The 26,045-nt window shown below is 46.0% G+C and carries 21 protein-coding genes; 13 read left to right on the top strand and 8 right to left on the bottom strand.

Features of this window, described 5'->3' with window-relative positions; all coding sequences use genetic code 11:
* Positions 1–5 precede the first annotated feature (5 nt).
* From uxaC to GWR21_RS13520, 4 genes are all read left to right on the top strand, one after another.
* Positions 6–1,400, top strand: a complete 1,395-nt coding sequence (gene uxaC, locus GWR21_RS13535) for a glucuronate isomerase (RefSeq protein ID WP_162332262.1) — start codon at positions 6–8, stop codon at positions 1,398–1,400.
* An 11-nt stretch (positions 1,401–1,411) separates the two neighbouring features.
* Positions 1,412–2,410, top strand: coding sequence for a sugar kinase (locus tag GWR21_RS13530; RefSeq protein ID WP_162332261.1), 999 nt, complete (start codon positions 1,412–1,414; stop codon positions 2,408–2,410).
* 2 nt (positions 2,411–2,412) lie between these two features.
* Positions 2,413–3,075, top strand: a complete 663-nt coding sequence (locus tag GWR21_RS13525; RefSeq protein WP_162332260.1) for a beta/alpha barrel domain-containing protein — start codon at positions 2,413–2,415, stop codon at positions 3,073–3,075.
* Between the two features lie 229 nt (positions 3,076–3,304).
* Positions 3,305–4,660 carry an MFS transporter gene (locus GWR21_RS13520; protein WP_238430361.1) on the top strand — a complete coding sequence of 452 codons (1,356 nt, stop codon included), beginning with the start codon at positions 3,305–3,307 and terminating at the stop codon, positions 4,658–4,660.
* A gap of 63 nt (positions 4,661–4,723) precedes the next feature.
* Here GWR21_RS13520 and GWR21_RS13515 read toward each other — a convergent pair whose 3' ends face one another.
* Positions 4,724–6,370, bottom strand: coding sequence for a UxaA family hydrolase (locus GWR21_RS13515; RefSeq protein WP_162332258.1), 1,647 nt, complete (start codon positions 6,368–6,370; stop codon positions 4,724–4,726).
* 272 nt (positions 6,371–6,642) lie between these two features.
* Between GWR21_RS13515 and kduI the strand changes: the two genes are divergently transcribed.
* The 6 genes from kduI (at position 6,643) to GWR21_RS13485 (ending at position 13,068) form a co-directional block, all read left to right on the top strand.
* Entirely contained in the window at positions 6,643–7,479 is an 837-nt protein-coding gene (gene kduI, locus GWR21_RS13510) for a 5-dehydro-4-deoxy-D-glucuronate isomerase (RefSeq protein WP_162332257.1), read from the top strand.
* Between the two features lie 5 nt (positions 7,480–7,484).
* Positions 7,485–8,627: a DUF4861 family protein gene (locus tag GWR21_RS13505; RefSeq protein ID WP_162332256.1), complete on the top strand. Its 1,143-nt coding sequence runs from the start codon at positions 7,485–7,487 to the stop codon at positions 8,625–8,627.
* A 21-nt stretch (positions 8,628–8,648) separates the two neighbouring features.
* Positions 8,649–9,413 carry a 2-dehydro-3-deoxy-D-gluconate 5-dehydrogenase KduD gene (gene kduD / locus GWR21_RS13500; protein ID WP_262888501.1) on the top strand — a complete coding sequence of 255 codons (765 nt, stop codon included), beginning with the start codon at positions 8,649–8,651 and terminating at the stop codon, positions 9,411–9,413.
* 20 nt (positions 9,414–9,433) lie between these two features.
* On the top strand, positions 9,434–10,498 hold the full coding sequence (locus GWR21_RS13495) for a LacI family DNA-binding transcriptional regulator (protein WP_162332254.1): 1,065 nt from the start codon (positions 9,434–9,436) through the stop codon (positions 10,496–10,498).
* 120 nt (positions 10,499–10,618) lie between these two features.
* A complete protein-coding gene (locus GWR21_RS13490) occupies positions 10,619–11,812 on the top strand; it encodes a glycoside hydrolase family protein (RefSeq protein ID WP_162332253.1) in 1,194 nt (397 codons plus the stop codon).
* Positions 11,812–13,068: a DUF2264 domain-containing protein gene (locus GWR21_RS13485; RefSeq protein WP_162332252.1), complete on the top strand. Its 1,257-nt coding sequence runs from the start codon at positions 11,812–11,814 to the stop codon at positions 13,066–13,068. Before GWR21_RS13490 ends, GWR21_RS13485 begins: the two co-directional genes overlap by 1 nt.
* Here GWR21_RS13485 and GWR21_RS13480 read toward each other — a convergent pair.
* From GWR21_RS13480 to GWR21_RS13455, 6 genes are all read right to left on the bottom strand, one after another.
* Positions 13,065–13,742, bottom strand: coding sequence for a response regulator transcription factor (locus GWR21_RS13480; RefSeq protein ID WP_012794385.1), 678 nt, complete (start codon positions 13,740–13,742; stop codon positions 13,065–13,067). The genes GWR21_RS13485 and GWR21_RS13480 overlap by 4 nt on opposite strands.
* A complete protein-coding gene (locus GWR21_RS13475) occupies positions 13,714–14,550 on the bottom strand; it encodes a sensor histidine kinase (protein WP_162332251.1) in 837 nt (278 codons plus the stop codon). The genes GWR21_RS13480 and GWR21_RS13475 overlap by 29 nt, the downstream gene beginning before the upstream one ends.
* On the bottom strand, positions 14,520–15,155 hold the full coding sequence (locus GWR21_RS13470) for a hypothetical protein (protein ID WP_162332250.1): 636 nt from the start codon (positions 15,153–15,155) through the stop codon (positions 14,520–14,522). The genes GWR21_RS13475 and GWR21_RS13470 overlap by 31 nt, the downstream gene beginning before the upstream one ends.
* A gap of 218 nt (positions 15,156–15,373) precedes the next feature.
* Positions 15,374–15,832, bottom strand: coding sequence for a hypothetical protein (locus GWR21_RS13465; protein ID WP_162332249.1), 459 nt, complete (start codon positions 15,830–15,832; stop codon positions 15,374–15,376).
* 758 nt (positions 15,833–16,590) lie between these two features.
* Positions 16,591–17,094, bottom strand: coding sequence for a hypothetical protein (locus GWR21_RS13460; RefSeq protein WP_162332248.1), 504 nt, complete (start codon positions 17,092–17,094; stop codon positions 16,591–16,593).
* Positions 17,095–17,190: 96 nt separating this feature from the next.
* Positions 17,191–19,500, bottom strand: a complete 2,310-nt coding sequence (locus tag GWR21_RS13455; protein WP_162332247.1) for a GH92 family glycosyl hydrolase — start codon at positions 19,498–19,500, stop codon at positions 17,191–17,193.
* A gap of 151 nt (positions 19,501–19,651) precedes the next feature.
* Between GWR21_RS13455 and proB the strand changes: the two genes are divergently transcribed.
* Positions 19,652–20,686, top strand: a complete 1,035-nt coding sequence (gene proB, locus GWR21_RS13450; protein ID WP_162332246.1) for a glutamate 5-kinase — start codon at positions 19,652–19,654, stop codon at positions 20,684–20,686.
* A gap of 20 nt (positions 20,687–20,706) precedes the next feature.
* The gene (locus GWR21_RS13445) at positions 20,707–21,954 is read left to right on the top strand and encodes a glutamate-5-semialdehyde dehydrogenase (protein ID WP_162332245.1); all 1,248 of its coding nucleotides are present in this window, start codon (positions 20,707–20,709) and stop codon (positions 21,952–21,954) included.
* On the opposite strand, the gene GWR21_RS13440 is transcribed toward GWR21_RS13445, so the two are convergent.
* Positions 21,947–24,388 carry a glycoside hydrolase family 9 protein gene (locus GWR21_RS13440; RefSeq protein WP_162332244.1) on the bottom strand — a complete coding sequence of 814 codons (2,442 nt, stop codon included), beginning with the start codon at positions 24,386–24,388 and terminating at the stop codon, positions 21,947–21,949. The genes GWR21_RS13445 and GWR21_RS13440 overlap by 8 nt on opposite strands.
* A gap of 153 nt (positions 24,389–24,541) precedes the next feature.
* On the opposite strand from GWR21_RS13440, the gene GWR21_RS13435 reads away from it, so the two are divergent.
* Positions 24,542–26,023 carry a sodium:solute symporter gene (locus GWR21_RS13435; protein ID WP_162332243.1) on the top strand — a complete coding sequence of 494 codons (1,482 nt, stop codon included), beginning with the start codon at positions 24,542–24,544 and terminating at the stop codon, positions 26,021–26,023.
* Positions 26,024–26,045: the final 22 nt, after the last annotated feature.

The raw sequence follows: 26,045 nt of genomic DNA, 5'->3' as shown, positions 1-26,045 counted from the left end.
CGTTTATGAAACAATTCTTAGATGCTGACTTTCTGTTGCAAACAGAAACAGCCAGACAGTTATTCCACGATTATGCAAAAGAGATGCCTGTCATCGATTATCATAATCACCTGCCTCCTGATGAGATAGCGTCCAACCGCCAGTTTGAAAACCTGACTGCCATGTGGCTGAAAGGAGATCATTACAAGTGGAGAGCAATGCGCGCAAATGGTGTGGCAGAAGAAGACATTACAGGCAATGCGGATGATTATAAGAAGTTCAGACGGTGGGCGGAGACGGTGCCTTATACCATGCGTAACCCATTGTACCACTGGACACATATGGAGCTGCTGAATCCATTTGGTGTGAAGCAGTTGCTGGATGGGGAGAGTGCTGAGTGGGTATACCAGCATTGCAATGAGCAGCTGCCACGATGGACGACACAGGCGCTGCTACGACATTTTAAAGTGGATACCTTGTGTACCACAGACGATCCCTGTGATACACTGGAATATCATAAAGCTATCAGGCAGTCAGGATTCCAGGTACGCGTGCTGCCTACATTCAGGCCCGATAAGACAATAGGTGTAGAAGATGTAGCAGCATTTAACGCCTATGCTGATAAACTGGGTGCTGTGGCTGGAATCAATACAGATACTTACAGTCAGTTCATTGCAGCCTTGCGTAGCCGTCATGACTATTTCCATGAGCAGGGCGGACGGCTGGCAGATCATGGTTTGAGTACCTTTTACGCGGGTAGTTTTACAGCTGAAAGCCTGGAAGCTGCCTATGCTAAATTACGTAAGGGCCAGGCGCTGACAGCAACCGAAGCTGATGGTTTCAAAGCAGGCACATTGCAATTCATCTGCGAATGGCATCACGAGCGCGGATGGGTACAACAGTTCCATATAGGTGCTATACGAAATAATAACAGCCGTTTGTTGCGCAGCATCGGTGCTGATGCGGGCGTAGATTCTATCGGTGACTGGCAGGTAGCACAGGCGATGTCCGTGTTCTTTGACAGGTTAGATAAGCAGGATAAACTGGCGAAGACAGTTGTATACAACCTGAATCCCGCCTACAATGAAGTCTTCGCTACAATGATAGGCAATTTCCAGGACGGAACTATACCAGGAAAAATGCAGTTCGGTTCCGGCTGGTGGTTCCTCGACCAGAAAGACGGGATGGAAAAACAGATCAACACCCTGAGCAATATGGGCTTGCTGAGCAGGTTTGTAGGGATGCTGACTGATTCGAGAAGTTTTCTGTCCTACTCCCGTCATGAATATTTTCGCCGTATTTTGTGTAACCTCATAGGTAACGATGTCGAGAATGGAGAGCTGCCAGCAGATATTAAATGGCTGGGCAAAATGGTGCAGGACATCAGTTATAATAATGCCAGATCGTATTTCGGATTTTAGACCTACAAATCATGAAGCCAGTAAAAGTTATTTCCTTTGGAGAAATATTATTGCGCCTGTCACCGGAATGGAACAAACATAGCGCAGCCCTGTATGTTGGTGGTGCAGAAGCGAATGTAGCTGCAGCACTTGCACGTTGGGGAACACCGGTATCATATATCAGTAAAGTACCTGAGAATGGCGTCGCCACGCAGGTGCTGGAACAGCTGGAATCGCTGGGCATAACGACAGATCGCATGCTGAAAGGAGGAGACCGTATTGGTATCTACTACCTGGAGCAGGGTACTGATCTGAAAAACGCAGGCGTGGTATATGACAGAAAATATTCTTCCTTCAGTCAGCTGCAACCCGGTACAGTAGACTGGGACAGTCTGTTAGGCGATGCCGAATGGTTCCACTGGAGCGCATTGACCCCTGCATTGAATGAAGAGACCGCAGTTATCTGTAAAGAAATACTGGAAGCCGCATCCAGGAAAGGCCTGAAGATATCCACAGACCTGAACTACCGCAGTAAGTTATGGCAGTATGGTAAACAGCCATTTGCTGTGATGCCTGAACTGGTGCAGTACTGTGATGTAGTGATGGGGAATATATGGGCGTCACATCAGATGCTGGGTACAGCATTAAATACTGCTGCACTGGAGACAGCAACAAAAGAAACCTATCTCGCAGAAGCAGCATCTGTAGCCAGGGAGATCACAGAGAAATTCCCGCGTTGCAGGCAGGTAGCGTTTACATTCAGATTTTCCAATGCCTTTACACATAATCTCTACTATGCAACATGGTATGAAGGTGGGGAACTGAAAGTATCTAAACAGTATGAAACCAATGAGGTGGTAGATCGTGTGGGGAGTGGTGATAGTTTCATGGCAGGATTAATCCATGCGCAGGTAAGTGGAATGGATGCACAGCAAACGATTTCATTTGCAGCTGCCGCTGCATGGTCAAAGTTATTCCTGAAAGGAGATTTTAATTTAACTGAAAAAGCAGACATCTTAAAACTGATATAGACATGGCAGTACCAGCAGCAGAGATCATTGCAGCATTTGAGCGTAGTAAAGCAATCCCGGTATTTTATCATGATGATGCCGCCGTATGTGTAGCAGTGTTACAGGCCTGCTATGATGCAGGTATCAGAGTATTTGAGTTTACTAATCGTGGGGGCAACGCACAACGTAATTTTGCCGCCATGCGTGAACATAAGTTACAGACGATGCCTGATATGTATCTTGGTATCGGCACCATTAAAGTAGCTGCAGATGTAAAAGTCTTTGCGCATGAGGGAGCAGATTTTATTGTAAGCCCTATTATAGATGCAGGTGTGGCGGAGAGTTGCCGTGAAGAGAATATTGTTTGGATACCTGGATGTATGACACCCTCAGAAATAGCTGTGGCGGAAAGATATGAAGCACCGTTAACCAAACTGTTTCCGGGAAATGTGTTAGGACCAGGGTTCGTAAAAGCGATCAAACCATTATTCCCGAAGATGAAGTTTATGCCTACCGGAGGAGTAGAGCCTACTAAAGAAAGTATCAAATCATGGCTGGATGCCGGTGTCGTATGTGTCGGTATGGGATCTAACCTGCTGAACAAGGAACTGATCGACAAAAAGGACTGGGCTGCACTGAAAGTACAGTTAACCAATCTTGTGACCCTGATACAGCAGGTGTCCTGATGAACAGCTGACCCGACAGGTTGCTACGTGACTGATGATCATGTTATTTACGCAGCAGCCTGTACATAGCACAAACAGTCTCAATATTCTTTGAGCTATTCACGATCAACGTTTGAAATAAAGTATACATATGCAAAAAGCATATGTAGCAGGAATATATGCAAACGTTTGCATTATTCGACGGAGTGTTGTAAATTGATAACACTTTATAAATTCCAAAATGAAAGGCATGGATTCCACTACAATTGGCAAATATCGCTGGCGCATTTGTGCGTTGCTGTTTTTTGCTACAACTATTAACTACATAGACCGGCAGGTTATTGGTTTGCTGAAACCCATATTATCAGACGAATTTGAATGGTCGGAGAAAGACTTCGGAGGCATGATGTCCGCCTTTGCGGCAGCATATGCAATAGGGTTGTTACTGTTTGGCCGGTTAGTGGACAGGATAGGCACTAAGATGGGATATATATTATCCATTGTGGTATGGAGCTTTGCAGCCATGGCGCATGCACTGGCAAAAAGCACCATGGGATTTGGTTTTGCGCGTGTGGCGCTGGGACTGGGAGAGTCAGGGAACTTTCCTGTAGCGATCAAATCAGTAGCGGAGTGGTTCCCGAAAAAAGAACGGGCACTGGCAACCGGTATCTTCAACTCAGGCGCTAATATAGGGGCTGTTATTGCGCCTATCGTGGTACCCTGGTTAGCTGGTACCTATGGCTGGCAACATGCGTTTATATGGACTGGTTTGATCGGTTTTGTGTGGCTGGTATTCTGGATCTTTATCTATGAAATTCCTGCCCGTCATAAAAAACTGACACAGGCGGAATATGACTATATCCACAGTGATGAGGAAAAGCCTGCAGCGTATGCGGGTGAGTTGCCGGATGGTGTAAAACCAGTTACTGCCGCGGCTGTGGCAGCTGCTAATACTCCTCCGGAAAAGAAACGTGTCAGCTGGGGTAAATTATTGGGTGTCAGACAGACATGGGCATTTGTGTTCGGTAAAATGCTCACAGACCCAATCTGGTGGTTCTTCCTGTTCTGGTTGCCATCGTACTTTGCGACTACCTTCAATCTTGACTTTAAGAAGCCCAATCTGCAGTTATTCGTGATCTACACCGCTACTACTGTTGGTAGTATTGGTGGCGGTTACCTGTCTTCGTGGCTGATTAAAAAAGGATGGCCGGTGTTCAGGGCGCGTAAGACATCTATGTTGCTTTTCGCAATCTGTGTCGTGCCTATCATGTTTGCTAAAAGCACGAATAACATATGGGTAGTGGTAGGACTGATCAGCTTAGCTGCTGCGGCACACCAGGCATGGTCCGCTAATATATTCACCACCGCTTCAGATATGTTCCCGAAATATGCGGTTAGCTCTGTAGTAGGTATCGGCGGGATGGCTGGTTCTATAGGAGGAAGTCTGTTCCCGATATTTGCAGGCTTTCTGCTGGACTATTATAAAGAACAGGGTGACATTGGTACAGGATACAATATCCTGTTTTTGATAAGTGGGTCGATGTACTTGCTGGCGTGGGGAATCATGCATCTGTTTGCACCGAAAATGGAACAGGTGGATATCTAAATGATATACAGCAAAGGGTCCACCAATGGCGGACCCTTTGCTGTATATAAAGACTATGATAGCTTAAAGACTAACGCCACGTTTCCATGGAATAAAGTCATCCTGGTTCAGTTGTTCCGCTTTGGTTTTTATCTCTCCGCTGGCAGCCTTAATAAGATACTCAAGGATGTCTTCACCCATTTCTTCAATCGTTTTTTCACCACTGATAATAGTACCTGTGTTGATATCTATGATGTCGGGCATGCGTGTAGCCAGTTTGGTATTGGTAGCCAGTTTTACAACAGGCGCGATCGGGTTACCGGTAGGTGTACCCAGACCTGTCGTGAACAATACAATGTTCGCACCGGAACCAACTTCTGCAGAAGTGGATTCTACATCGTTACCGGGCGTACAAAGGAGGTTCAGACCTGGTTTCGTCACATATTCAGTATAGTCGAGTACATCCACTACAGGAGAGATACCACCCTTTTTGGCAGCACCGGCGGACTTGATCGCATCAGTGATCAGACCGTCTTTGATATTGCCCGGGGAAGGATTCATATAGAAGCCGGACCCTACAGATTCTGCCTGGCTTTCATATGCCCGCATGATGCGGATGAATTTATCAGCTGTATCTTTTTCTATACAACGGTTGATCAGTTCCTGTTCAACACCACACAGCTCAGGGAACTCAGAGAGGATAGAGGTACCACCCATTGCTACCAGCAGGTCAGAAGTATGACCGACAGCCGGATTAGCAGAGATACCAGAGAATCCGTCGGAACCACCGCACTCCAGGCCAATGACCAGCTTGTTCAGCGGGCTTGGCTGACGAGGTTCCTTATCGGCTTCGATCAGTGCCAGGAAGGTGTCCCTGATAGCATCAGACAGCATATCGAATTCAGAAGAACTTTTCTGCTGTTCAAATACCAGGACAGGCTTGTCAAAGTTTGGATTCAGTTTATGCAGTGCATCTTTCAGGATGGATACCTGTGCGTGCTGGCAACCCAGACTTAACACAGTAGCGCCTGCTACGTTCGGATGGTGGATGTAGCCGGCCAGCAGGGCACAGAGCGCATCTGAGTCCTGGCGTGTACCGCCGCAACCGCCTTCGTGCATCAGGAACTTAACACCGTCAATGTTAGGGAATACAGTGTTACGTGTGGTCTTGTCAGTGACAGCTGTTGCTTTGTAAGTCTTGATGGCATTGAGGTTCCCACTCTTGTAGAGGGAAACCAGATCCTGCACCTGCTCATTGTATACTTCAGTAGGAGCAAAGCCGAGGCCTTTTTCAAAAGCAGTTTTAATGACGCTGACATTGCGGTTTTCACAGAAGACCATTGGTATTACCAGCCAGTAGTTGCGGGTACCTACCTGCCCATCCTTACGCGGATAGCCCATAAAGGTGCGGTCTTTCCATTTGCTGACATCAGGTTTTTGCCATTCGATATTGCCTTCTTTCTCGTGAAAAGCGTTAGCGTCATGGACAATATTGGTGGTGGTAATGATCTCACCCTGGTGAATAGGCGTATTAGCTTTACCAACCAGTACACCGTACATAGTAATAGGATCGCCGCTTTGTACATCGGTGATCATGAATTTATGCTTAGCGGGAACGTCTTTGAGTAAAGTAATTGTGGAACCATTAAACCCAACCTCGGTGCCCTGTGGGAGGTCTTGCAGAGCAACCAGTACATTGTCGTCAGGATGTATTTGTAGAAAAGTGTTCATAATAAGCTAAAGTATGAAATAACCTTACCCGCTGTTAATACTAAAATATTAATCTATGATAACTTTTTGCCTTTGAAACAGTCAGGATCGTATCAGTGTCAGCTAAAATATTTTAGCACCATAAGTTTAGCAGTTCCGGGTTTGCCGGTATTTTATGCAAACGTTTGCATTTTTCGGCATTATGCGCTATCTTTCATGCAGGTTATGAAAAAGATGCACTGATACAGCATCCCCATAATTTATTATCATTTCCAAACCTAATATGTCGTAATATGACTGCAGAAACGAGGTATGCCTCCAGCCCGGCGGAAGTACTGAGCTGGAATACAGCCCAGACCAGAAAGGCGCTTTTGATAGAACAGCTGTTCGTACAGGATGAAATTAAACTGGTATACAGTCACTATGACCGCTTCGTGACCGGTGGTATCTACCCGGTTAGCAAAGCATTACAGCTGACCCCTCCCGATCAGTTCAAAGCCGCTTTTTTCCTGGAAAGAAGGGAGCTGGGCATCATCAACGTAGGTGGTGCCGGTGTGGTTACTGTAGATGGAGAAACATATGAAATAGGCTTCAAGGAAGCCCTGTATGTAGGTAAAGGAAAGAAAGACCTCTCCTTCGGCAGTAAAGACAGTGCTGCACCTGCGAAGTTCTATCTGAACTCTACGCCTGCACATCATGAATATCCTACCCGCCACGTTACCCGTAAAGACGCGGAAGTCGTGACATTAGGGGCAATGGAAACATCCAATCACCGTACCATCAATAAACTGCTTGTCAGTACTGTGTTACCTACGTGCCAGCTGCAGATGGGGATGACCGAGCTGAAACCAGGCAGCGTATGGAATACCATGCCTGCTCACACACATGACAGGCGTATGGAAGTGTATTTTTATTTTGAGGTGCCACAGGGGCAGTCTGTATGTCACTTCTGGGGGCAACCGCAGGAAACAAGGCATATCTGGATGCAGAACGAGCAGGCAGTGATTTCCCCCCCCTGGTCGATACACTCCGGTGCAGGTACCAGCAATTATACCTTTATCTGGGGTATGGCTGGTGAGAACCTGGACTATGGAGATATGGACGTATGCGCAGTACCTGATCTCAAATAACTATCATGAAGCGGATATTATTGTTGTTAATGGCGGCAGGGCTGTGGCACACAGCCCTGGCAGCCGGTTCCACGGATAAAGAACAAACGGCTGCGGTAAGCATTACTATAAAGAACCCATCTGCCATCGCCCGCTCAGCCGAGATTGTGGAAATACCTTATGCAAAATTGCAGGGACTGGCCGGTACTTTTAAGATCATCAATAAAAAGACGGGTAAGGAACTGCCTTATCAGCTAACCTACGAAGGGACGCCGCAGCCTCAGTTGTTGCTGGTGCAGGTAAGCATTCCGGCTAACAGCAGTATCGTAATAGCAGCTGTACCTGGCACTCCTTCCAATGTAAAACCACGTACCTATGCACGTTTTGTGCCTGAGCGTAAGGATGACTTTGCATGGGAGAATGATCGTATTGCCTTTCGTATGTATGGTGCTGCATTAGAGAATTTTCCGGCTGAAAATGCACATGGTATTGATGTATGGGTGAAACGAACTCCTGAACTCATCGTCAACAAATGGTATAAGACCAACGATTACCATCATGATAATGGCGACGGACTTGACTATTATTCCGTAGGCCTGACATTGGGCGCTGGTGATATTGCTCCGTATTTCAATGATTCTATCTATTTCCCGCGTCACTACAGGACATGGAAAGTACTGGACAGTGGTCCTTTACGCTGCACTTTTCAGCTGGGATATGAGCCATGGCAAGCGGGGAGGAACACTGTTTCCGTGATAAAAACGATCTCGCTGGATGCAGGTTCACAGTTAAATAAAATGAGTGTACAATACAAATTATCGGCAGGGGATATACTACCTGTTGCAACTGGTATTGTGAGAAGGATGCAGCAGGGTACCATGCTGCTGGATGAGAAGAACGGTGTCGTGGGGTACTGGGAACCGGAACATGGTCAGGACGGTATTACTGGACTTGGCATGATCGTGCCCGCAAAGAAGCAACGTATGCTGCTGACCGGACAGCATTTGCTCGCCACTACCACTATCAATGTACAGGAACCATTTGTGTATTATTTCGGAGCGGCCTGGAACAAGGCCGGCATGTATACCAACGCCGCAGGATGGTTTACCTACCTGCAAACATTCGCAGATAAACTGAATGCTCCGCTGGAAATCGACATCAATCAGTAAAAACAGTATTACAATCATATGATCTTACAGTCTTTTGATCTGACAGGAAAAACAGCGCTGGTAACAGGTTGTAAAAGAGGTATCGGTATGGGCATGGCAGTAGCACTGGCAGAAGCTGGCGCGGATGTCATTGGCGTATCTGCCTCTCTGGAAAAAGAAGGCAGTGAAGTAGAAAAAGCGGTAAATGCCGCCGGACGTAAGTTCTACGGTTATCAGTGTGATATGGGCAACCGTGAAACGCTTTATCAGTTCATCAAAGAAGTGACTGCACAACATCCGGTGGTGGATATACTTGTTAATAATGCCGGTACTATCATGAGAAAGCCGGCTGCCGAGCATCCGGACGAATACTGGGATGAGGTGATCAATATTAACCTGAATGCTCAGTTCATTCTTACCCGTGAAATCGGTAAGGGAATGATCGCACGTGGCAGCGGAAAGATTATCTTTACGGCATCGCTACTCACTTTCCAGGGTGGTATCAATGTACCCGGATATGCCGCCAGCAAAGGAGCCGTGGGTTCGCTGGTAAAGGCATTTGCCAATGAATGGGCAGGTCAGGGGGTGAATGTGAATGCAATTGCACCAGGTTATATCGCAACAGATAATACAGCTGCATTACGTGCCGACGAAAAACGCAGTGCTTCCATACTGGAGCGTATTCCTGCTGGCAGATGGGGAGAACCGGCTGACTTCAAAGGTCCGGTAGTATTCCTTGCGTCTGCTGCATCTGACTATGTACATGGTACGATACTCACTGTGGATGGTGGATGGATGGGGCGATAACTGCACCTATATACTGATTTATGAGCAAAAGAACAGAAAAGACAATTGTTGATATTGCGGAAGAGCTGAAACTTTCCATTTCTACTGTTTCCCGGGCACTGAACGATCATCCGAATATCAGTGCCAGAACAAAAGAGAAGGTAAAGAAGATGGCTAACAAGCTGGGATATCGTCCCAATGCCATGGCCGCCGGGCTGCGTAACAACAGAAGCCGCACCATCGGACTTGTTGTGCCGCGTATCTCTATGTTCTTTCCCGCGACTATCAGTACAGTTATACAGAATAAACTCCATGAGCATGGTTATCACGTGTTGATCTGTCAGTCTAACGATTCGCTGGAACAGGAGATCGCACTGGCTGAAACACTTTATTCCACAAGGATTGAAGCGCTGGTGGTATCAAGTACACTATATACCACGGACTTTTCTCACTTCGATATCTTCAAGGATAATAATATACCCCTGGTATTCTTTGATCGGGTACCCAAAGACTATCAGGTGAAAGTAGTGAAAGGCGATGATTACCTGGGTGGATATACAGTTACGGAACACCTGATCGAAAAGGGGTGTACTGATATTGTGCATATCTCCGGTCCATTGACCTGTAATCTGTATATAGACCGTGTAGCGGGGTATAAAAATGCCCTGCGGAAACATAAGATACCGTTCAAAAAATCAAGAATATTTTACCAGGAGCTGACCAGGGAAAACGCATGGCAGGCGTGTGAGAAGATCTTTGCACAAAAGCCTTGGCCAGATGGGATCTTTGCTGCGAATGATACGACCGCCATCACTATACTGGAATATTGCCGTAAGCTGAACCTGCGTGTACCCGAAGACATTAAGATCGTTGGCTACTCCAATGACCCACGTGCGGAGATCATCACACCTTCCATTACGTCAGTAGATCAGTTTCCATTACTGATGGGAGAACGGGTGGCCGCTGCATTACTTGAACTTATGCAGCAACCAGGTGTACCACAGAAATACTCTGAAGAGATCGTACCTATTCAGTTGATAGAACGTGCTTCTTCTGCAGCAACCGTATCAACACGAAAGACGAGCGTTAAAAAGAAAATAAAATAACGGCAGGATCGCTGTCTGCCGGCAGCTCTGCCTTTCTTTTTATATATACATGCAAACGATTGCGTAAAAATAATTGGTTAGTAACCGCACAATTTGTACTGCGGATAAAAATTACACGAGATGAAAAAATTACCACTTCTTTTCTGTGCATTCCTGCTGTCGGGCGCTGCTGTCTATGCCCAACAGAGCAGCCAAAAACAGCAAATGATCTCTATGGCCGACAAAACACTGGACCTTGCTGTGCGTCAGTATAAGCTGATGATGCAGCATGTGCCTGACAGTGTATTGCCACGTACTACCAACAGTAAGGATGGTAGTTTCGTTACTGCTAAGACCAATTGGTGGACGGCTGGATTTTATCCGGGTACACTCTGGTATCTGTATGAATATTCTAAAGACAATGCCCTTAAACAGGAAGCGCTGAAACGTACTGCGCAGGTGGAAGTGGAAAAGAACAATAAGGGTACGCATGATCTTGGATTTATGCTCTATTGCAGTGCCGGTAATGCTTACCGTATCACGAAAGATCCGAAGTATAAAGAAGTACTGCTTACCAGTGCACGCTCGCTGTCTACCCGATTTAATCCCACGGTGGGTTGTATCAAATCCTGGGACCATGGCAAATGGCAGTTCCCGGTGATCATTGATAACATGATGAACCTGGAGTTGCTGAACTGGGCTACACGCGTCAGCAAAGACCCGTCTTTTGACCGCATCTCCCGCACACATGCGAATACAACTATGAAGCATCATTTCAGAAAAGATTACAGCTCTTTCCATGTTATCGGATATGATACGACTAATGGGGCTGTACTTGCAAGAAATACCGCCCAGGGAGCGAATGATACTTCTGCATGGTCGCGTGGACAGGCATGGGGACTGTATGGATACACCATGATGTACCGGGATACAAAAAACAAAGCTTATCTGGCACAAGCACAACATATAGCAGATTATATACTGAACCATCCCCGTATGCCCGAAGACCTGATCCCATACTGGGACTATGATGCTCCGGGTATTCCCAATGCACCGAGAGATGCATCTGCAGGTGCCGTAGCTGCATCTGCCTTACTGGAATTAAGCCGCTATACGAAAGGTGAGACGTCTACCAGGTACTGGAATGCAGCAGAGAAAATGCTGGTAAGCCTGAGCAGTCCGGCATACCTGGCGAAAGAAGGCGATAATAACAACTTTATACTGATGCACAGCGTAGGATCTATTCCGCATAACTCAGAAGTAGATGTGCCACTGACCTATGCTGACTACTACTTTGTGGAAGCATTATTACGGTATAAACAATGGGTGAAATAATGCATAGACGTCATTTTATAAAAGCTGTTCCACTTGCTGGTATGGTAGGGGCGGTACAACCAGGACACTTCCTGCAGGCTGATACAAAGCTAGCAGGAAGTCCTGTTATAACGGCTGACCGTGCCTACTGGACAACGTTACTGACACGGATCTGCGAGCCGGTAATGAAAAACCTGGCTGTGGGAAAACTGCGTCAGCAAATGCCGCTGGAAGTAGCACCTGGGTATAACAAGCCGGTGGAGAAAGTCATTTACCTGGAGGCTTTCGGGCGTACTATGGCAGGGATAGCTCCCTGGCTGGAACTGGGTGCTGATGGTAGTGAAGAAGGGAAAATACGGGCGCGTTTCATTGATTACGCATTGAAGGGAACAGCGCAATCCGTGTTACCTGGTGGCCCGGATCACATGAACTTTACCGGACAGTTTGATGGACAGCCGTTAGTAGATGGCGCATTCCTGGCACATGCTTTTCTCCGGGCACCGAAGCAGTTATGGCAGCCATTACCCGACACGGTAAAACAGCAGGTAGTGGCGGGTTTTAAAAGTTTGCGCAGTATCCGGCCGGGTTATAACAACTGGCTATTGTTTGCGGCGATCATCGAAGCTGCTTTGTTATTATTCGGCGAAGAGTGGGACGGCATGCGGATAGATTATGCGGTGAAGAAACACCAGGAGTGGTACAAGGGGGACGGCATGTATGGAGATGGCGCAGAGTTTCATTTTGATTACTACAATGGGTTTGTTATCCAGCCGATGCTGACTGATATACTCAAAGTGCTGGCTGACGCAGGTAAGGGGAATGTGAAAGAATATCAGCAGGCTATCACCCGGATGCAACGTTATGGAGAGATACAGGAACGGATGATATCGCCCGAAGGAACCTTTCCCGTAGTAGGACGCTCTATGACCTATCGTAATGCCGTGTTTCAACCTTTGGTACAGCTGGCATTACATGAACAGTTGCCCACGTCATTGTCACCAGGACAGGTGCGGAGCGCGCTGACAGCCGTGATGAAACGGATCTTTGAGGTACCTGGGACATTTGATGGGAATGGCTGGCTGCAACTGGGTTTTTGTGGTCATCAGCCAGAGATAGCAGATGTCTATACATCGACGGGCAGCTTGTACCTGTGTACAACAGGCTTTCTCGCTTTGGGTCTGCCCAAAGAAAATGCTTTCTGGACAGCAGCTCCGGAGGAGTGGACCGCACAGAAAGCATGGACGGGCAAGTCAGTGAAGAGAGATCACGCGCTTTAATCAGTATTGATATCTATCAGGCCGTATCGGATACCGAAAATAACAAGGCCCACCCGGGTCTTCACTTTCAGCTTGTCACACAGACTGCTTTTGTAGTCGTCAATGGTACGCGGACTGACAAACATTTTCTGGGCTATTTCTTTGTAGGAGAGTTCTGTACAAAGGAATTGCAGGAATGTCTTTTCCTTAGGCGTCAGTTCGATCTTTTCACTGAGGGACAGTACATCTTTCTGCAGCCCGGAAATCACTTTGCCGGAGATATAATCGGGTAAATAAAAATCCTTCTTGATGATAGAGTCAAATGCTTCTTTAAGATCATCGGGCTCCACGTTTTTCATGATATAACCCTTCGCACCTGACTTCAGCATTTTAATGATCACGGACTCGTCGTTGAGCATAGAGAGCGCTAATACTTTGATCTGAGGGAAATGGTTATTGATCCAGGCAGCAGTTTCGTAACCGTTCATACCCGGCATGTTAACATCGAGGATAAGTATATCGGGCAATTGTAACTCACGATTATTGATGATCTTGATGACTTCTTCCCCATTACTGGCTTCAAACAGAATGAAGTAATCAGTAAAGGTATTAATCAGTCGGCCAAGTGCCTTTCTTACCAGCACATGGTCATCGGCAATTGCAACACTATATTTCGCTTTCCTGGTTATGCTCATGTAATGACTCTTTGTTTATTGGTATAGTGATCCGAATGGCGGTGCCGCTATTCTTCGCACTATTGATATGGAATGTGCCTCCTATCAGAGACGCTCTTTTTCGAATGTTCATTAATCCAAGGCCTTTCAATCTTTCCTGTTTTGCAAACAGTGCTTCGGGATCGAAGCCGACACCATTGTCCTTGATTTCGAGGATGATGATATCTGTTTTATGGGAAAGTCTGACTTCTACTTTAGAAGCTTTCGCATGCTTAACAATGTTATTGAGCATTTCCTGAACAATGCGGAAAAGTATGATTTCGGTCTGATGGTCCAGCAGGTTCCTTACGTCGGCAAAATTAAAAGAAGTTTCGTACAAATTGGTCCTTTTCAGTCTCTCCAGTTCAAAGTCAATGGAGTTGGCAAGGCCTATTTCCGTAACGCGGTCGGTGTGTAAACTCCGTGAAAGATCTCTTAATTCAGTAATGGCTTTTTGTAGGGCTTTCCTGCTCTCTTCTATATATTCGTGTGCCTCGCTGTTGTTGTCCACTGGTACGGTTAACAGGGAAAGTGCTACAAAAGTGAGCGACTGTCCTATATTGTCGTGAATCTCCTGGGAAAGGTGTCCGAAAACATTTTCCTGGATTTCCAGTTGTGATCTTAATAGTTCCTGTTCATACCTTTCCTCCATCAATCTGAGCTCCTGTACTTGTGCCTGCCTGCTCTTTTGGTTGAGTATCAACATAATAATGATGAAGCCCACCAGTAACACAAGTAGGAACAGGGACGTAAATATGACTAGGAATACCTCCTGAAAATCAGATTGCATATGAAGGAAATACTAAACAATAAATATAGGATAATATTTACCATAAGGTTGATGATATAAAGGGTTTTATAGTTATAAAATGGCATTAATGATATGGCATTCAGTACGCCTGTCAGTGGTGGACTGCAGGTGTAAAAAAAGAGGAGGCCGGTGGATACCCAGAAAGCAGGCTCTTTTAAAAGACTATGGGTGCCGGGATATTTAATGCGTTCATAGAAGTAGCAAATACTGGCTGTTACAACTATTACGCAACCCGATAAAAATGTGTAGGTATTGAAAACAGTGTTTGCTCCCTGAATAAGGAACATGTTAACCAATGCAAACACGGGATATACAAACATCAATACTCCCAGTACCTTCACCACTTTCACGTTGTTCAAAAAGGAACGAAGTAAAAAGATCAGGTAGGTAAAGTTAATAGTTGTATAAAAATTATAAATGATCAGATTACGTTTATTATGTACGCTGAACCACCATGCTACCATTTCCACGGCAATAGTTGTCAGTATATATAAAATGAATGTATTCAGGTATCGTGGAGGGTTTTTCTGAAGCTTTGCGAGCAATGCTATGAGAAAACAGATAATGATGATAAACACATGCATAGGTAGTCGGTATATGAACGCTTTAGAAATTAAGAGCATATATGTATGTACGGAGGACATAGAATATTGGTGGCAGATATTTTTAAAGGTTACTAATGACTTAAATGCGGTTGGTAAATTAATGAAAGTGGAGTTAAAATAATTTTTATAACACGATAAAAAGCTGCCGGAACATTATCCGGCAGCTTGGAGAATGATTTATATGGAAGGAGGAAACGTTATTTTGCGGCAAGATGAGGCTCATCAATTTTATAAATTTCACGTCTATCCGGGCCTACACAGGCAGGAGGGCAGGGCAATCCATAATTAAAGGCCATGATCTCCGGCCCCTTAGGCGTGGAAATATACAGGTCTTTGTTCTCAGTTTTACCGGTCGCACTTTGTTTCTGCTGCGTACCCACAAAAACGATAGTTTGCCTGTCCTGAAGCAGAATATTTTCAGGAAATACAGAAGGATATACACCAAAATAAACCCTGATCCCGTCCGCACCGGCAGCTTCTGCCGTCTGTATAAATTGTTTCAGCTCGTCCAGACTGTACCATACACTGAGTGAATCAGGTTTTCCCAGGCGTTCAGAGTTGGCTCTCCACCTGTTTTCCCTGTAGTTCTCCCGTAACATCGACACGTGTTTGTCGTCTACGAACTGACCTGCTTTCATGATTTTTGCGGCTGACATAAGATATGTATTTTAGGTTTATTGAATCTCGTTAACGACCTAAAACTAGGCTTAAAAGCATAGGGATATTGTTGTAATCTTATGATTATCATAACATTACAAACATAATAAATTTATAATTACTATGTGATCAGGTCATATATAGTTTTATGTAATATAAAACCCGTGTATTTGTCCTTCTTTTTTGTAGATAGATGAAATTAAAACTGCGTGAATATCGGTACAAATTTACCGTATTATATCGGTGATGATAAAAAATCACATGTAACTGCTATTTTTTCCAGGAGCTTTTGACTTCGTTTGATCCCTTATTATATAACAAGTAAAAATTGGTTGATTTCTTACCGGGAAATATCGGTTTGTTAAATACCGTGATTCACGCAATTTGTGTTTGCGTGAATATACATTTCCGTTTGATTCATTGCCGGTTTTTTACCCCTGCTTACCTCGAATAGAAAGGCTGTCTATCAGTTATTTATCGCTGTAAAATGAGCTATTAGTATGAATCACAGGCGTTTTGCGATACCGTGGTTTATTTCCGCGTTATAACAGGTATTTCAAAGTCACATTTGGCGTTGTTCGTTTACGTTCTCCATGACTGTCAGATCAACTTTATTTTCTCTAATATTGAGAAGGCAATTAAGCCTGAATGCTGATTTAAAATATTGTACCCTTTGAAAACCCTAATTGTATTGTCCCCCCCAAAGTACCATAACTGGCCTGCTTTTTAGCAGGCCTTTTCTTTTCTGCCACTTTAGTTACGTGCTACCTTCAATGATATATTCCTTCAATGCAACGAGATCATGAAAGAATCTGAAAGTAATGACTGTATCCCGTATGGCATTACCCTCGGGGGTAAATAATGTTATTTCTGTTTCACTGTTCGTAATCCATACATTCCGGACGCCTGCCGGCAGCTTATACGCGAATGGCTCTCCATATAACTGACTCAATCTGCATGCCAGTTGTGCTATCTGACCCTGCGGATACAAAAAGATCCTGTTAATAAACCCACTCTCATTCATACTGGTGATCAGATGCCGTAGGTCAATACCCGTGTCGTCCCGTTCTATCATTCCCTTCGCATTACCTGCAAATGCATGATAATGAGCCTCATTAGGATGGATCCGGAAAAAGTCTTTGCTGCCATAAGTAGGAAATGGTAACATGCCCGGAACTTTTTCCGGCTTTTTGCCAAGCTGAATCTCACCTATGCCCAGGTTGTGGAACCTGAAACTGTGCTGTGGGGGAAGTGCTTTCATATGTATGGGTTAGCACTTATAAAAATAAGTAAAAAGTAAAAGGGACAGACAAGAGGCTGTTCCTCTCATCTGTCCCTCCGACGTATTATGGATAAACTACTTCTTAGGTTTAGCTCCCATCTGGAATACCAGACGGCCGCCATTCATGATGTCCGTATGTGTGATCGTATTGTTTTGTACCGGCTGACCGTTCAATGTCACTTTCTGTACATACACATTTTTATCACTCTGGTTGATCGCTTCTACTGTGAAAGTCTTGCCATTCTCCAGCTGGATAGTAGCTTCTTTCACCGCGGGGCTGCCCAGGATGTACTGATCTGAACCAGGACATACAGGATAGAAGCCCAGAGAAGTGAAGATATACCAGGCGCTCATCTGACCACAGTCGTCATTGCCACCCAGACCATCTGCTCCCGGATGGTACATTTTCTTCAGGATCATACGTACTCTCTCCTGTGTTTTCCATGCTTCTCCGGTCCAGTTGTACAGATATGCTACGTGGTGAGATGGCTCATTACCATGCACATAGTTACCGATGATACCGTCACGGGTGATATCTTCTGTTTCTGCAAAAAATTCATCCGGCAGGTGCATGGTGAACAGGGAATCCAGGTGCTTGGAAAAACGTTTCTTACCACCGTTCAGTTCAATCAGCTCTGCAGGGTAATGTGGTACATACAGGCTGTAGTTCCATGCATTGCCTTCAATGAAGCCCTGGTTATCCGTTTTCAGTGGATCAAATGCTGCACGGAATGTACCATCATTCAGGCGTGGACGCATATAACCGATACTGGCGTCGTACACGTTACGGAAGTTCTGAGAGCGTTTGATGAACTCATCATAGATATCCTGTTTGCCCAGTTTCTTTGCGATCTGTGCGATACACCAGTCATCATACGCATACTCCAGTGTCTTGGATACAGATGCACCACTTTTATCTTCCGGCACATAACCTTTGTCCATGTAATATCCTATACCATCATAGGTACGGTGTCTGGCTGTCGTAACACACGCTTCCAGGGCTTTCTCTTCATTGAATGGTGCATTCCCCTTGATAATTGCATCTGCGATCAGTGATACACTGTGATAACCGATCATACACCAGTTTTCATTCGCATAATGGGACCATACTGGTAACATATGCTGTACGCTCTGATCATAATGTGCCAGCAGTGACTGTACCATGTCAGCATTACGCCTCGGCTGGATCACGTTAAATAGGGGGTGTAATGCCCTGTATGTATCCCACAGAGAGAATGTAGTATAGTTCGTGAAGCCTTCTGCTTTATGATTGTTCTGGTCCAGACCACGGTAGCTACCGTCGGTATCCATATAGGTGGTTGGGCTCAGGAACGCATGGTACATGGCTGTATAAAAGTTGATCATCTCATCATTGCTGTTCAGCTGTGCAGTCACCTTATGCAGTTCTTTGTTCCACTGTGCCTGACCATCCTGTTTTACTTTCTCGAAATCCCATCCTGGTATTTCTGCCCGAAGGTTAGCCAGCGCTCCTTCCGTGCTTACAGGAGACAGGGCAAACTTGATCTTTATCTTTTCTCCTGCCTGTACCTTGAAGTCAAACCAGGCCCTGATCTGACGGCCGGCCATTTCCGGGAAGTTATGTGCTACATCAAATTTGCGCCAGAAACCTTTGTATACATCATTTGCATAGTTCTGATGGCCATATTGTGAAACAGGCTTGGAGAAGCTCATCGCAAAATACTCTGTCCTCGTACGCGCCCATCCGTTAGTCTGCCGGTAACCGGTGATCAGGGTATCATTTTCAACTCTCACAAACGTCCACACATTCTTGTTACCGTAGTTATAGATACCTGCCATCAGGTCCAGTACGATATGCGCCTGGTCGGTTGCTTCCGGGAACGTATATTGGTGAAAGCCAACGCGGTTGGTCGCGGTCAGTTCGGCTGTGATATTATATTTATCAAGTTTTACTTTATAATAGTCTGCTTCCGCTACTTCGTTGTCATGTGAAAAAGTAGACCGGTAGCCTGTTTCCGGATTCGCTGCTGTACCAGGGTTCAGCAGCAGCTTACCTGTGGTAGGCATGATCAGGAAGTCTCCCAGATCGGAGTGGCCGGTGCCGCTGAAATGCGTATGGCTGAATCCTGTAATGGTTTTATCTGCATACTGATAACCGGCGCAGTATTTATAAACGTCCGGGTTGTAACGTCCGTTCATTTCATACGGGATCGTATCTGTTTCCGGACTCAATTGTACCATGCCGAACGGCACAGTCGCTCCGGGATAGGTATGCCCCATCTTTGCCGTACCAATAATAGGTTTTACGTATTGCACCAGATTTTTGTCCTGCGCCTGCAGGGAAAGCTGGGTGCATAGAGAAAATGCCGTGATTAAGGAAAGACGAGTAGCCTGACGTGCGCCCATTGTCAATATGTGTTTTAACGATTAGATAACCCCGCAAAATAAAAGTTCCGGAATAAACAGCTTGTCACAGCCGGGTAAAAGAGTTTAAATGAAATGTAAATAATGAAAAAATGAGGCATTTTCAATATTTTGTCGGCAAATTCAGCGAGCAGTGACAAAACCGATATTAGTAATAAAATTTGGTACAGCTTCCATCACACATGAAAACGGGGAGCTGGATGAAACAATAGTAGCAGCCATAGCCAGACAGGTGGCCGATCTTAAAGACGAATATAATATCGTACTGGTGTCGTCAGGAGCCGTGGCGGCAGGTAAAAAATACCTGAAGAACTATAGTGGAACGATGAGCGAACGTAAGGCTGCAGCAGCCATAGGTAACCCGTTGCTGCTGAGCAAATACGCCCGGTATTTCTCCCCTTATGACATTGCCATCGCCCAGAGTCTTTGTGAGCGCAGGCATTTCAGCAACAGGGCGCAGTTCCTGCAACTGAAAAAAACCTATGAGGAATTGTGGGAAAGTGGCGTCATTCCTGTTGCCAACGAAAATGACGTGGTAAGTGACCTGGAACTCAAATTCTCTGACAACGACGAACTGGCGACCCTGATAGCAGTGGGTTTCGGCGCCTCCATGCTCTTGTTCAGTACCTCGGTGGGTGGTGTCCTGGACAGGGAAGGGAAGGTGGTTCCTCATATCACAGCTATTGATGAGTCTATCCTGTCCTTAGCTGATACAAAAAAATCAAATCTGGGGCTGGGTGGCATGGTGTCTAAGCTGACTTTCGCGCGCCTCGCCACCCGTATGGGAATTAAAGTTGTTATATTTGGTATCCACACGACCGATGGCATCCTGAATGCTATAGCAGGCACCACCGGTACTTTATGTTTGCCACAGCCCTGCAGCATGCCTGCCCGTAAGAAGTGGCTGGCCAGCGGCAGCCTGGTGACCGGTCGCGTACTGGTGGATGAGGGAGCGCTGACTGCCTTGCAGAAAAGACGTAGTCTGCTGGCGGTGGGTGTACTGACCGTGCTGGAATCATTTGAAGGAGGTGAGGTGTTTGAGATCGTGGATGAAGAACACAATGTGATTGCAGTGGCCAGGGCAAAGGTATCTTCAGAGCTGTTGGCAGAAGATAGAAAAGTACAAAACCTCGAAGTCGCACATGCAGACGATATCGTTTTGTTATAACCAAAAAAGGAAAAAGTAAGATGGAGTCCATACAACCTTTACTGGAAAAGGCACAGGCAGCCACTCGTTCCCTGAAAACGTTGCCTGACGCCCAGCGGCAGCAACTGCTGCGGAAGCTCGCTGCCGTTGTCGAAGGTAATACCGATGCGATCGTTGCTGAGAATCAAAAGGATCTGGATAAGATGTCTGATCAGGATCCCAAAAAGGATCGCCTGTTATTGAATGCTGCCCGTATCAAACAGCTGGCGGACAGTCTGAATGATATCGCCAGCCTGGAAGATCCGGCTAACCAGCTGTTACTGGAAAGAACACTGGCCAATGGATTACAGGTTCAGAAGCGTACGGTACCCCTGGGCGTCGTAGGCGTTATTTATGAATCACGTCCTAATGTAACACTGGATGTTGCAGCCCTCTGCATCCGGTCGGGTAATGTGGCTGTATTACGTGGTGGTACGGATGCTTTTCATACCAATATCATTCTGGTGGACCTTATTCAGCAGGTGCTGAAGGAGTTTAACGTACATCCCAGTGCGGTACAGTTGTTGCCAGTCGACAGGGCCCTGATCGGTGAGATGCTGACTGCTGTAAAATATATTGATATTATCATTCCGCGTGGCTCTCAGCAGCTGATCGACTATGTACGTGAAAATTCCAAAGTACCGGTTATTGAAACGGGGGCAGGTGTTTGCCACACATATGTGGAAAAGACGGCAGATCTGGAGAAAGCCAGCGCTATCATCACGAACGCAAAGGTATCCCGTCCTTCTGTCTGTAATGCACTGGACACTGTACTGGTAGATGAAGCTGTCGCACCGGAACTACTGCGCTTACTGGCAGATGCACTACAGGATTATGATGTGGAGATCTTTGCAGATGAAACATCATTTAATATCCTGCAGGCCCTGGAATATCCTTACCTGATCAAGGCTGCGCCTACTGACTACGGAAGAGAATTCCTGGATTTTAAATGTTCAGTGAAAATAGTGAACGGCATAGAGGAAGCACTGGACCACATTCAGCAGTATTCTTCAAAACACTCTGAAGCGATCGTTTCTCAGGACAAAACTATCAGCGAACGCTTTCTCAATGAAGTAGATGCCGCTGCTGTATATGTAAATGCCTCTACCAGGTTCACGGATGGTGGTGTGTTCGGACTGGGGGCTGAGATCGGGATCTCTACTCAGAAACTGCATGCCCGCGGACCTTTTGCCCTGGAAAAACTGGTGACCGAAAAATGGTTTGTCAGGGGGGATGGCCAGGTCAGATAACCAGGTCGTTCACTCTCCTGAAACGATAACCTTTTTGTTTCAGATAATTGATCAGCTGATGTAATTGCAGGTATAGTTTGTCCTTTCTACGGGCATCTGTACCTGCATGTATCAGTAATATGACCCCGTTCAGCTTCCCTGCTTTATTTTTTTCAAATGCCTTTACTGATTGAACGATCGCCTTACTGCTTTTATATCGTATCCCCATCTCAGGGTAGGTATAGTCCGCATTGCTACCTGTACCTGGTGTAAAGCATACGATCTGTAAGCCCATACCTGCAGACCATCCTGCAATACTGTCATTCCACCATTCATACGGGGGAATATAGCAGCGCACGTTCGCCGTATCAATACCCAATTGCTGCATCACGTCAAGATTAGCATTCATATCCTGCAGGAACTGTTCCTTTGTGACCAGCAGACTATCCCGCTTATTCCAGTCGCAATACAACAGGTGTTTATCAGAATGTGGCCCCAGGTAATGACCCTCTTTATATAGTTGCCGGATAGCAGGTTGCCATGCTTTATTGCGGTAAAAATTACCTGTAAAGAAGAAGGAGCCTTTCACCTTTTCCTGTTGTAATGTTTTACTGATAGCGGATAAGCCATCTCCAAATTCATCACCTGTAAAGACGAGTGCAATTTCCTGATGTGTACTGTCCATCCGGGTGATACCTCCGTGTGTAATGGTATACCCGCTACGACGTGCCTGATTTTCCTGCGCTGCCAGCAGATAGATCAGCACTGCTGTACCATCCATCGTCGGTTCATTGGTGCTATAGTCGCCATAGTCATCGTGATACACAGCCAGGTCACTCTGAAATGCGGCATATTCATCCGCATCCTGCAACTGTATACCGATAAGGTTTTTGAAGATATTGGTATATACTGGTCCATCTACCAGTCCTCCATCGATCGGGTACTGCTTCAAATGCGTAAAAGAAGAATGCGGATCGGCAGGCGTGTCTCCATTCGCAGGCAATCCGTATACCATGGATGTTCCCCAAGGGTTACAGCCAAAGATCCAGTCAAAGCATGCCTGTTCCAGTTGCAGGTAGGTATCGTCTCCGCTTAATTGGCGGTACCAGTAACACTGAATGGCAAAAGCAACAGTGAGGTTATTACTACACCATATAAATGGTACGCCCCGATAGAAAGCGTTCAGCCGGGCCTTCTGCCATACACGTTCAATGCCCACTTTGTAATAGTGTATCAGCGTATCTTTTCTGGCACCACTTATTTGTCTGGCCAGTTCAGCGTGCCCCTGGTTGATGAACGGATACCATTGATAATGCCTGGCAGTGTCTTTACCCAGCCAGGGTGTAACGGGTTCCTGTAGCGCAAAGTGCCAGGCGGTATCCAGGTAGTTGTTCCCGAGGTGAGCAGCGGCCAGCTCCATGTCATCCGTCCAGTTGTCTTCCTCATAGAAATAAGGTGATCGGCCGGGGGCCGTCTGACATACGCCTGGTTTAGCCATACCAAAAGTATAGGCAGCTTTCGCTTTATGACCCAATGTGTCCGCATATCCGGAGTGCGCAAACAATTGCTGCCCTAATGAGAAGCAGCTACTGAATTTGCCGGCAGTGGAAGCTGTTCCTGTAGCCCGGTTCCTGTATTTCAGTAATCCCTGTGGTTCGCCGGTACAGAAATACACCGGACGTTCCAGACCGCGGCCGTAAAAGTTGGTATCCTGTTTAGGGATACGCATACCCTGGTGATCACGGTCATCACCTACCTGGTTGTACATCCTGTCGTCCCCGGGGTTCATTTTAATCAGCCAGTCCAGCCCCCATTTTGCTTCATCCAGTACATCCGGTAGCTGGTTACTCCCTGGTAGGCCATTGGCCTGCAATGAGTCGGAAAATACCTTCGGAAAGTCGCGTGCGGCTGCCAGTAGGTGCCAGGTTGCATTGGCTGAGGTGGTGACATACTGGAGGTAATCAGAAGCATCATGCCAGCCACCGGAAACACGAACAAAGGTGGTATCCGGGCCATATACCGGAAATCCGTCATGGGTGTGACAGGAATCTCTCAGGAAAGGGTTGAAACCACTACGTTGCTGCCGCATATAACGCAGACAGAAATCGGCGGTCCCTTTATAAACAGTATCACTGATGGAAAACGTAGGAGAGGTGGTGCTTCCGGCGCGCAGGTAATATTGCCCCGGCGTGTGAAAGGAAGAGAAATCCAGCCGGCTGGTTTGCCTGAAAGGTCCATACGCACCTGCCGCCCTCATAGCTTTACTTTTGAACATCACGTCGCCACTAGTTGCATCGACCAGTTCAAAATATTTTAATGTATCTTGTTCCTTACTGCACCAAACTGCAACCTTACTCCCGTGTGGTGGATAGCCCAGTTGATTGATACGTATCACATCAGCCAGGACCGGAAGACTGATAAATGCGGTTATCACCAGCAGAAGCAGTTTTTTCATACGCATAGTTTTGGGTGGTAGTAGGTGAATCTCCAAATTAATTCGTTTTTCTGCATATTACTACTAGCTATTTTGCGTTTTTGTTACTATATTGAAATGTGAATGTGCGTTTTTATGCGGCTTTATATCAACTGAAACTATAATTCCCGGGTTATGACAGCAGGCCTTTTGTTTTCAATAGTCATTGCGTATTTCGTTATTTTATTAGTAGTCGCCTGGTACACCGGCAGAAATTCCAACAATGAATCCTTCTTTATAGGCAACCGCAACAGTAACTGGATGCTGGTCGCATTTGGTATGATCGGTACATCCCTGAGCGGGGTGACCTTTGTAAGTGTGCCGGGAGATGTTGGACATACTGCCTTTTCCTATCTGCAGATCGCACTGGGGAATATGCTGGGGTATGTGGCTATTGCCTTCGTATTGCTGCCCTTATATTACCGGCTGCAACTGACATCTATTTATAACTATTTTAATACCCGTTTCGGCATCAAGGCCTATAAAACGGGTGCTTCCTTCTTTATCCTGTCACGTACACTTGGCGCTACTGCCAGGTTATACCTTGTGGTGAATATCCTGCAGAACCTGTTACAGGAGACATTTAAAGACCAGTTCACGGTGCCTTTCTGGGTGACCACCATGATCATCTTATTAATGATATTGCTGTATACCTTTGAAGGGGGGGTGAAGACCATTGTATATACAGATACATTACAGACTACCTGCATGCTGGCCGGTCTGGTGATCGTGATCATCTACATTCTCAACCACCTGAACTTAAGTGTTGGTGACAGCTTGCAGGCCATGGGAGAAAAAGGCATGTCACAGGTCTTCTTCTGGGACCCGAACAGCCCGCACTTTTTCCTGAAACAGATACTGGGTGGTGCGTTCATTACCATCACCATGACGGGTATGGACCAGGAAATGATGCAGAAAAATATCTCCGTAAAACGCCTGGTAGATGCACAGAAGAACGTCATGACCCTGAGTGTCATCTTTGTCGTTGTAATTATTCTCTTCCTGTTCCTCGGGGGATTATTATATCTGTTTGCTGAACAGATCAATGTTACCGCATCAGCTGATAAACTGTTCCCGACACTGGCACTGGATGCAAGATATATGCCTCCTGCCATCTCTATTATCTTCATCATCGCATTGATATCCGCCTTGTTCCCCAGTGCTGATGGTGCTATCACGGCATTGACGTCGTCATTCTGTATCGATATTCTCAACATTCAGACGGACAAACCAAGATCGGAGGAGGAAAAGAAAAAGATAAGACGCATTGTACACCTGGCTTTCACGGCGGTATTCCTGGTTGTCGTGCTGATCTTTAAACGTATTGACAGCTCCAGTATGATCTCAGTGATCCTGAAGGTCGCTTCCTACACATACGGACCTTTACTCGGACTCTTCGCATTCGGTATCCTGACCAAACGGACGGTGAATGATGATATGGTGCCAAAGATCGCTGTCGCTGCGCCGGTATTGTGTTTCGGGCTGGAGTACTTCCAGCAGTATCTCTTCAATGGTTATAAACTGGGACTGGAGTTACTCATCATAAACGGATTGTTCATGTTCATTGGTTTATGGCTCAATTCAAGGAACCTTCAGAAAGACAGACCGCTATCCTGATCTATAAACTTTAAAGTGAAAG

Origin of the sequence: Chitinophaga agri (assembly GCF_010093065.1) — a bacterium.
Taxonomy (GTDB): Bacteria; Bacteroidota; Bacteroidia; order Chitinophagales; family Chitinophagaceae; genus Chitinophaga; species Chitinophaga agri.
The sequence above is the reverse complement of the archived record's forward strand: the minus strand, read 5'-3'. Positions and strand labels throughout refer to the sequence as shown.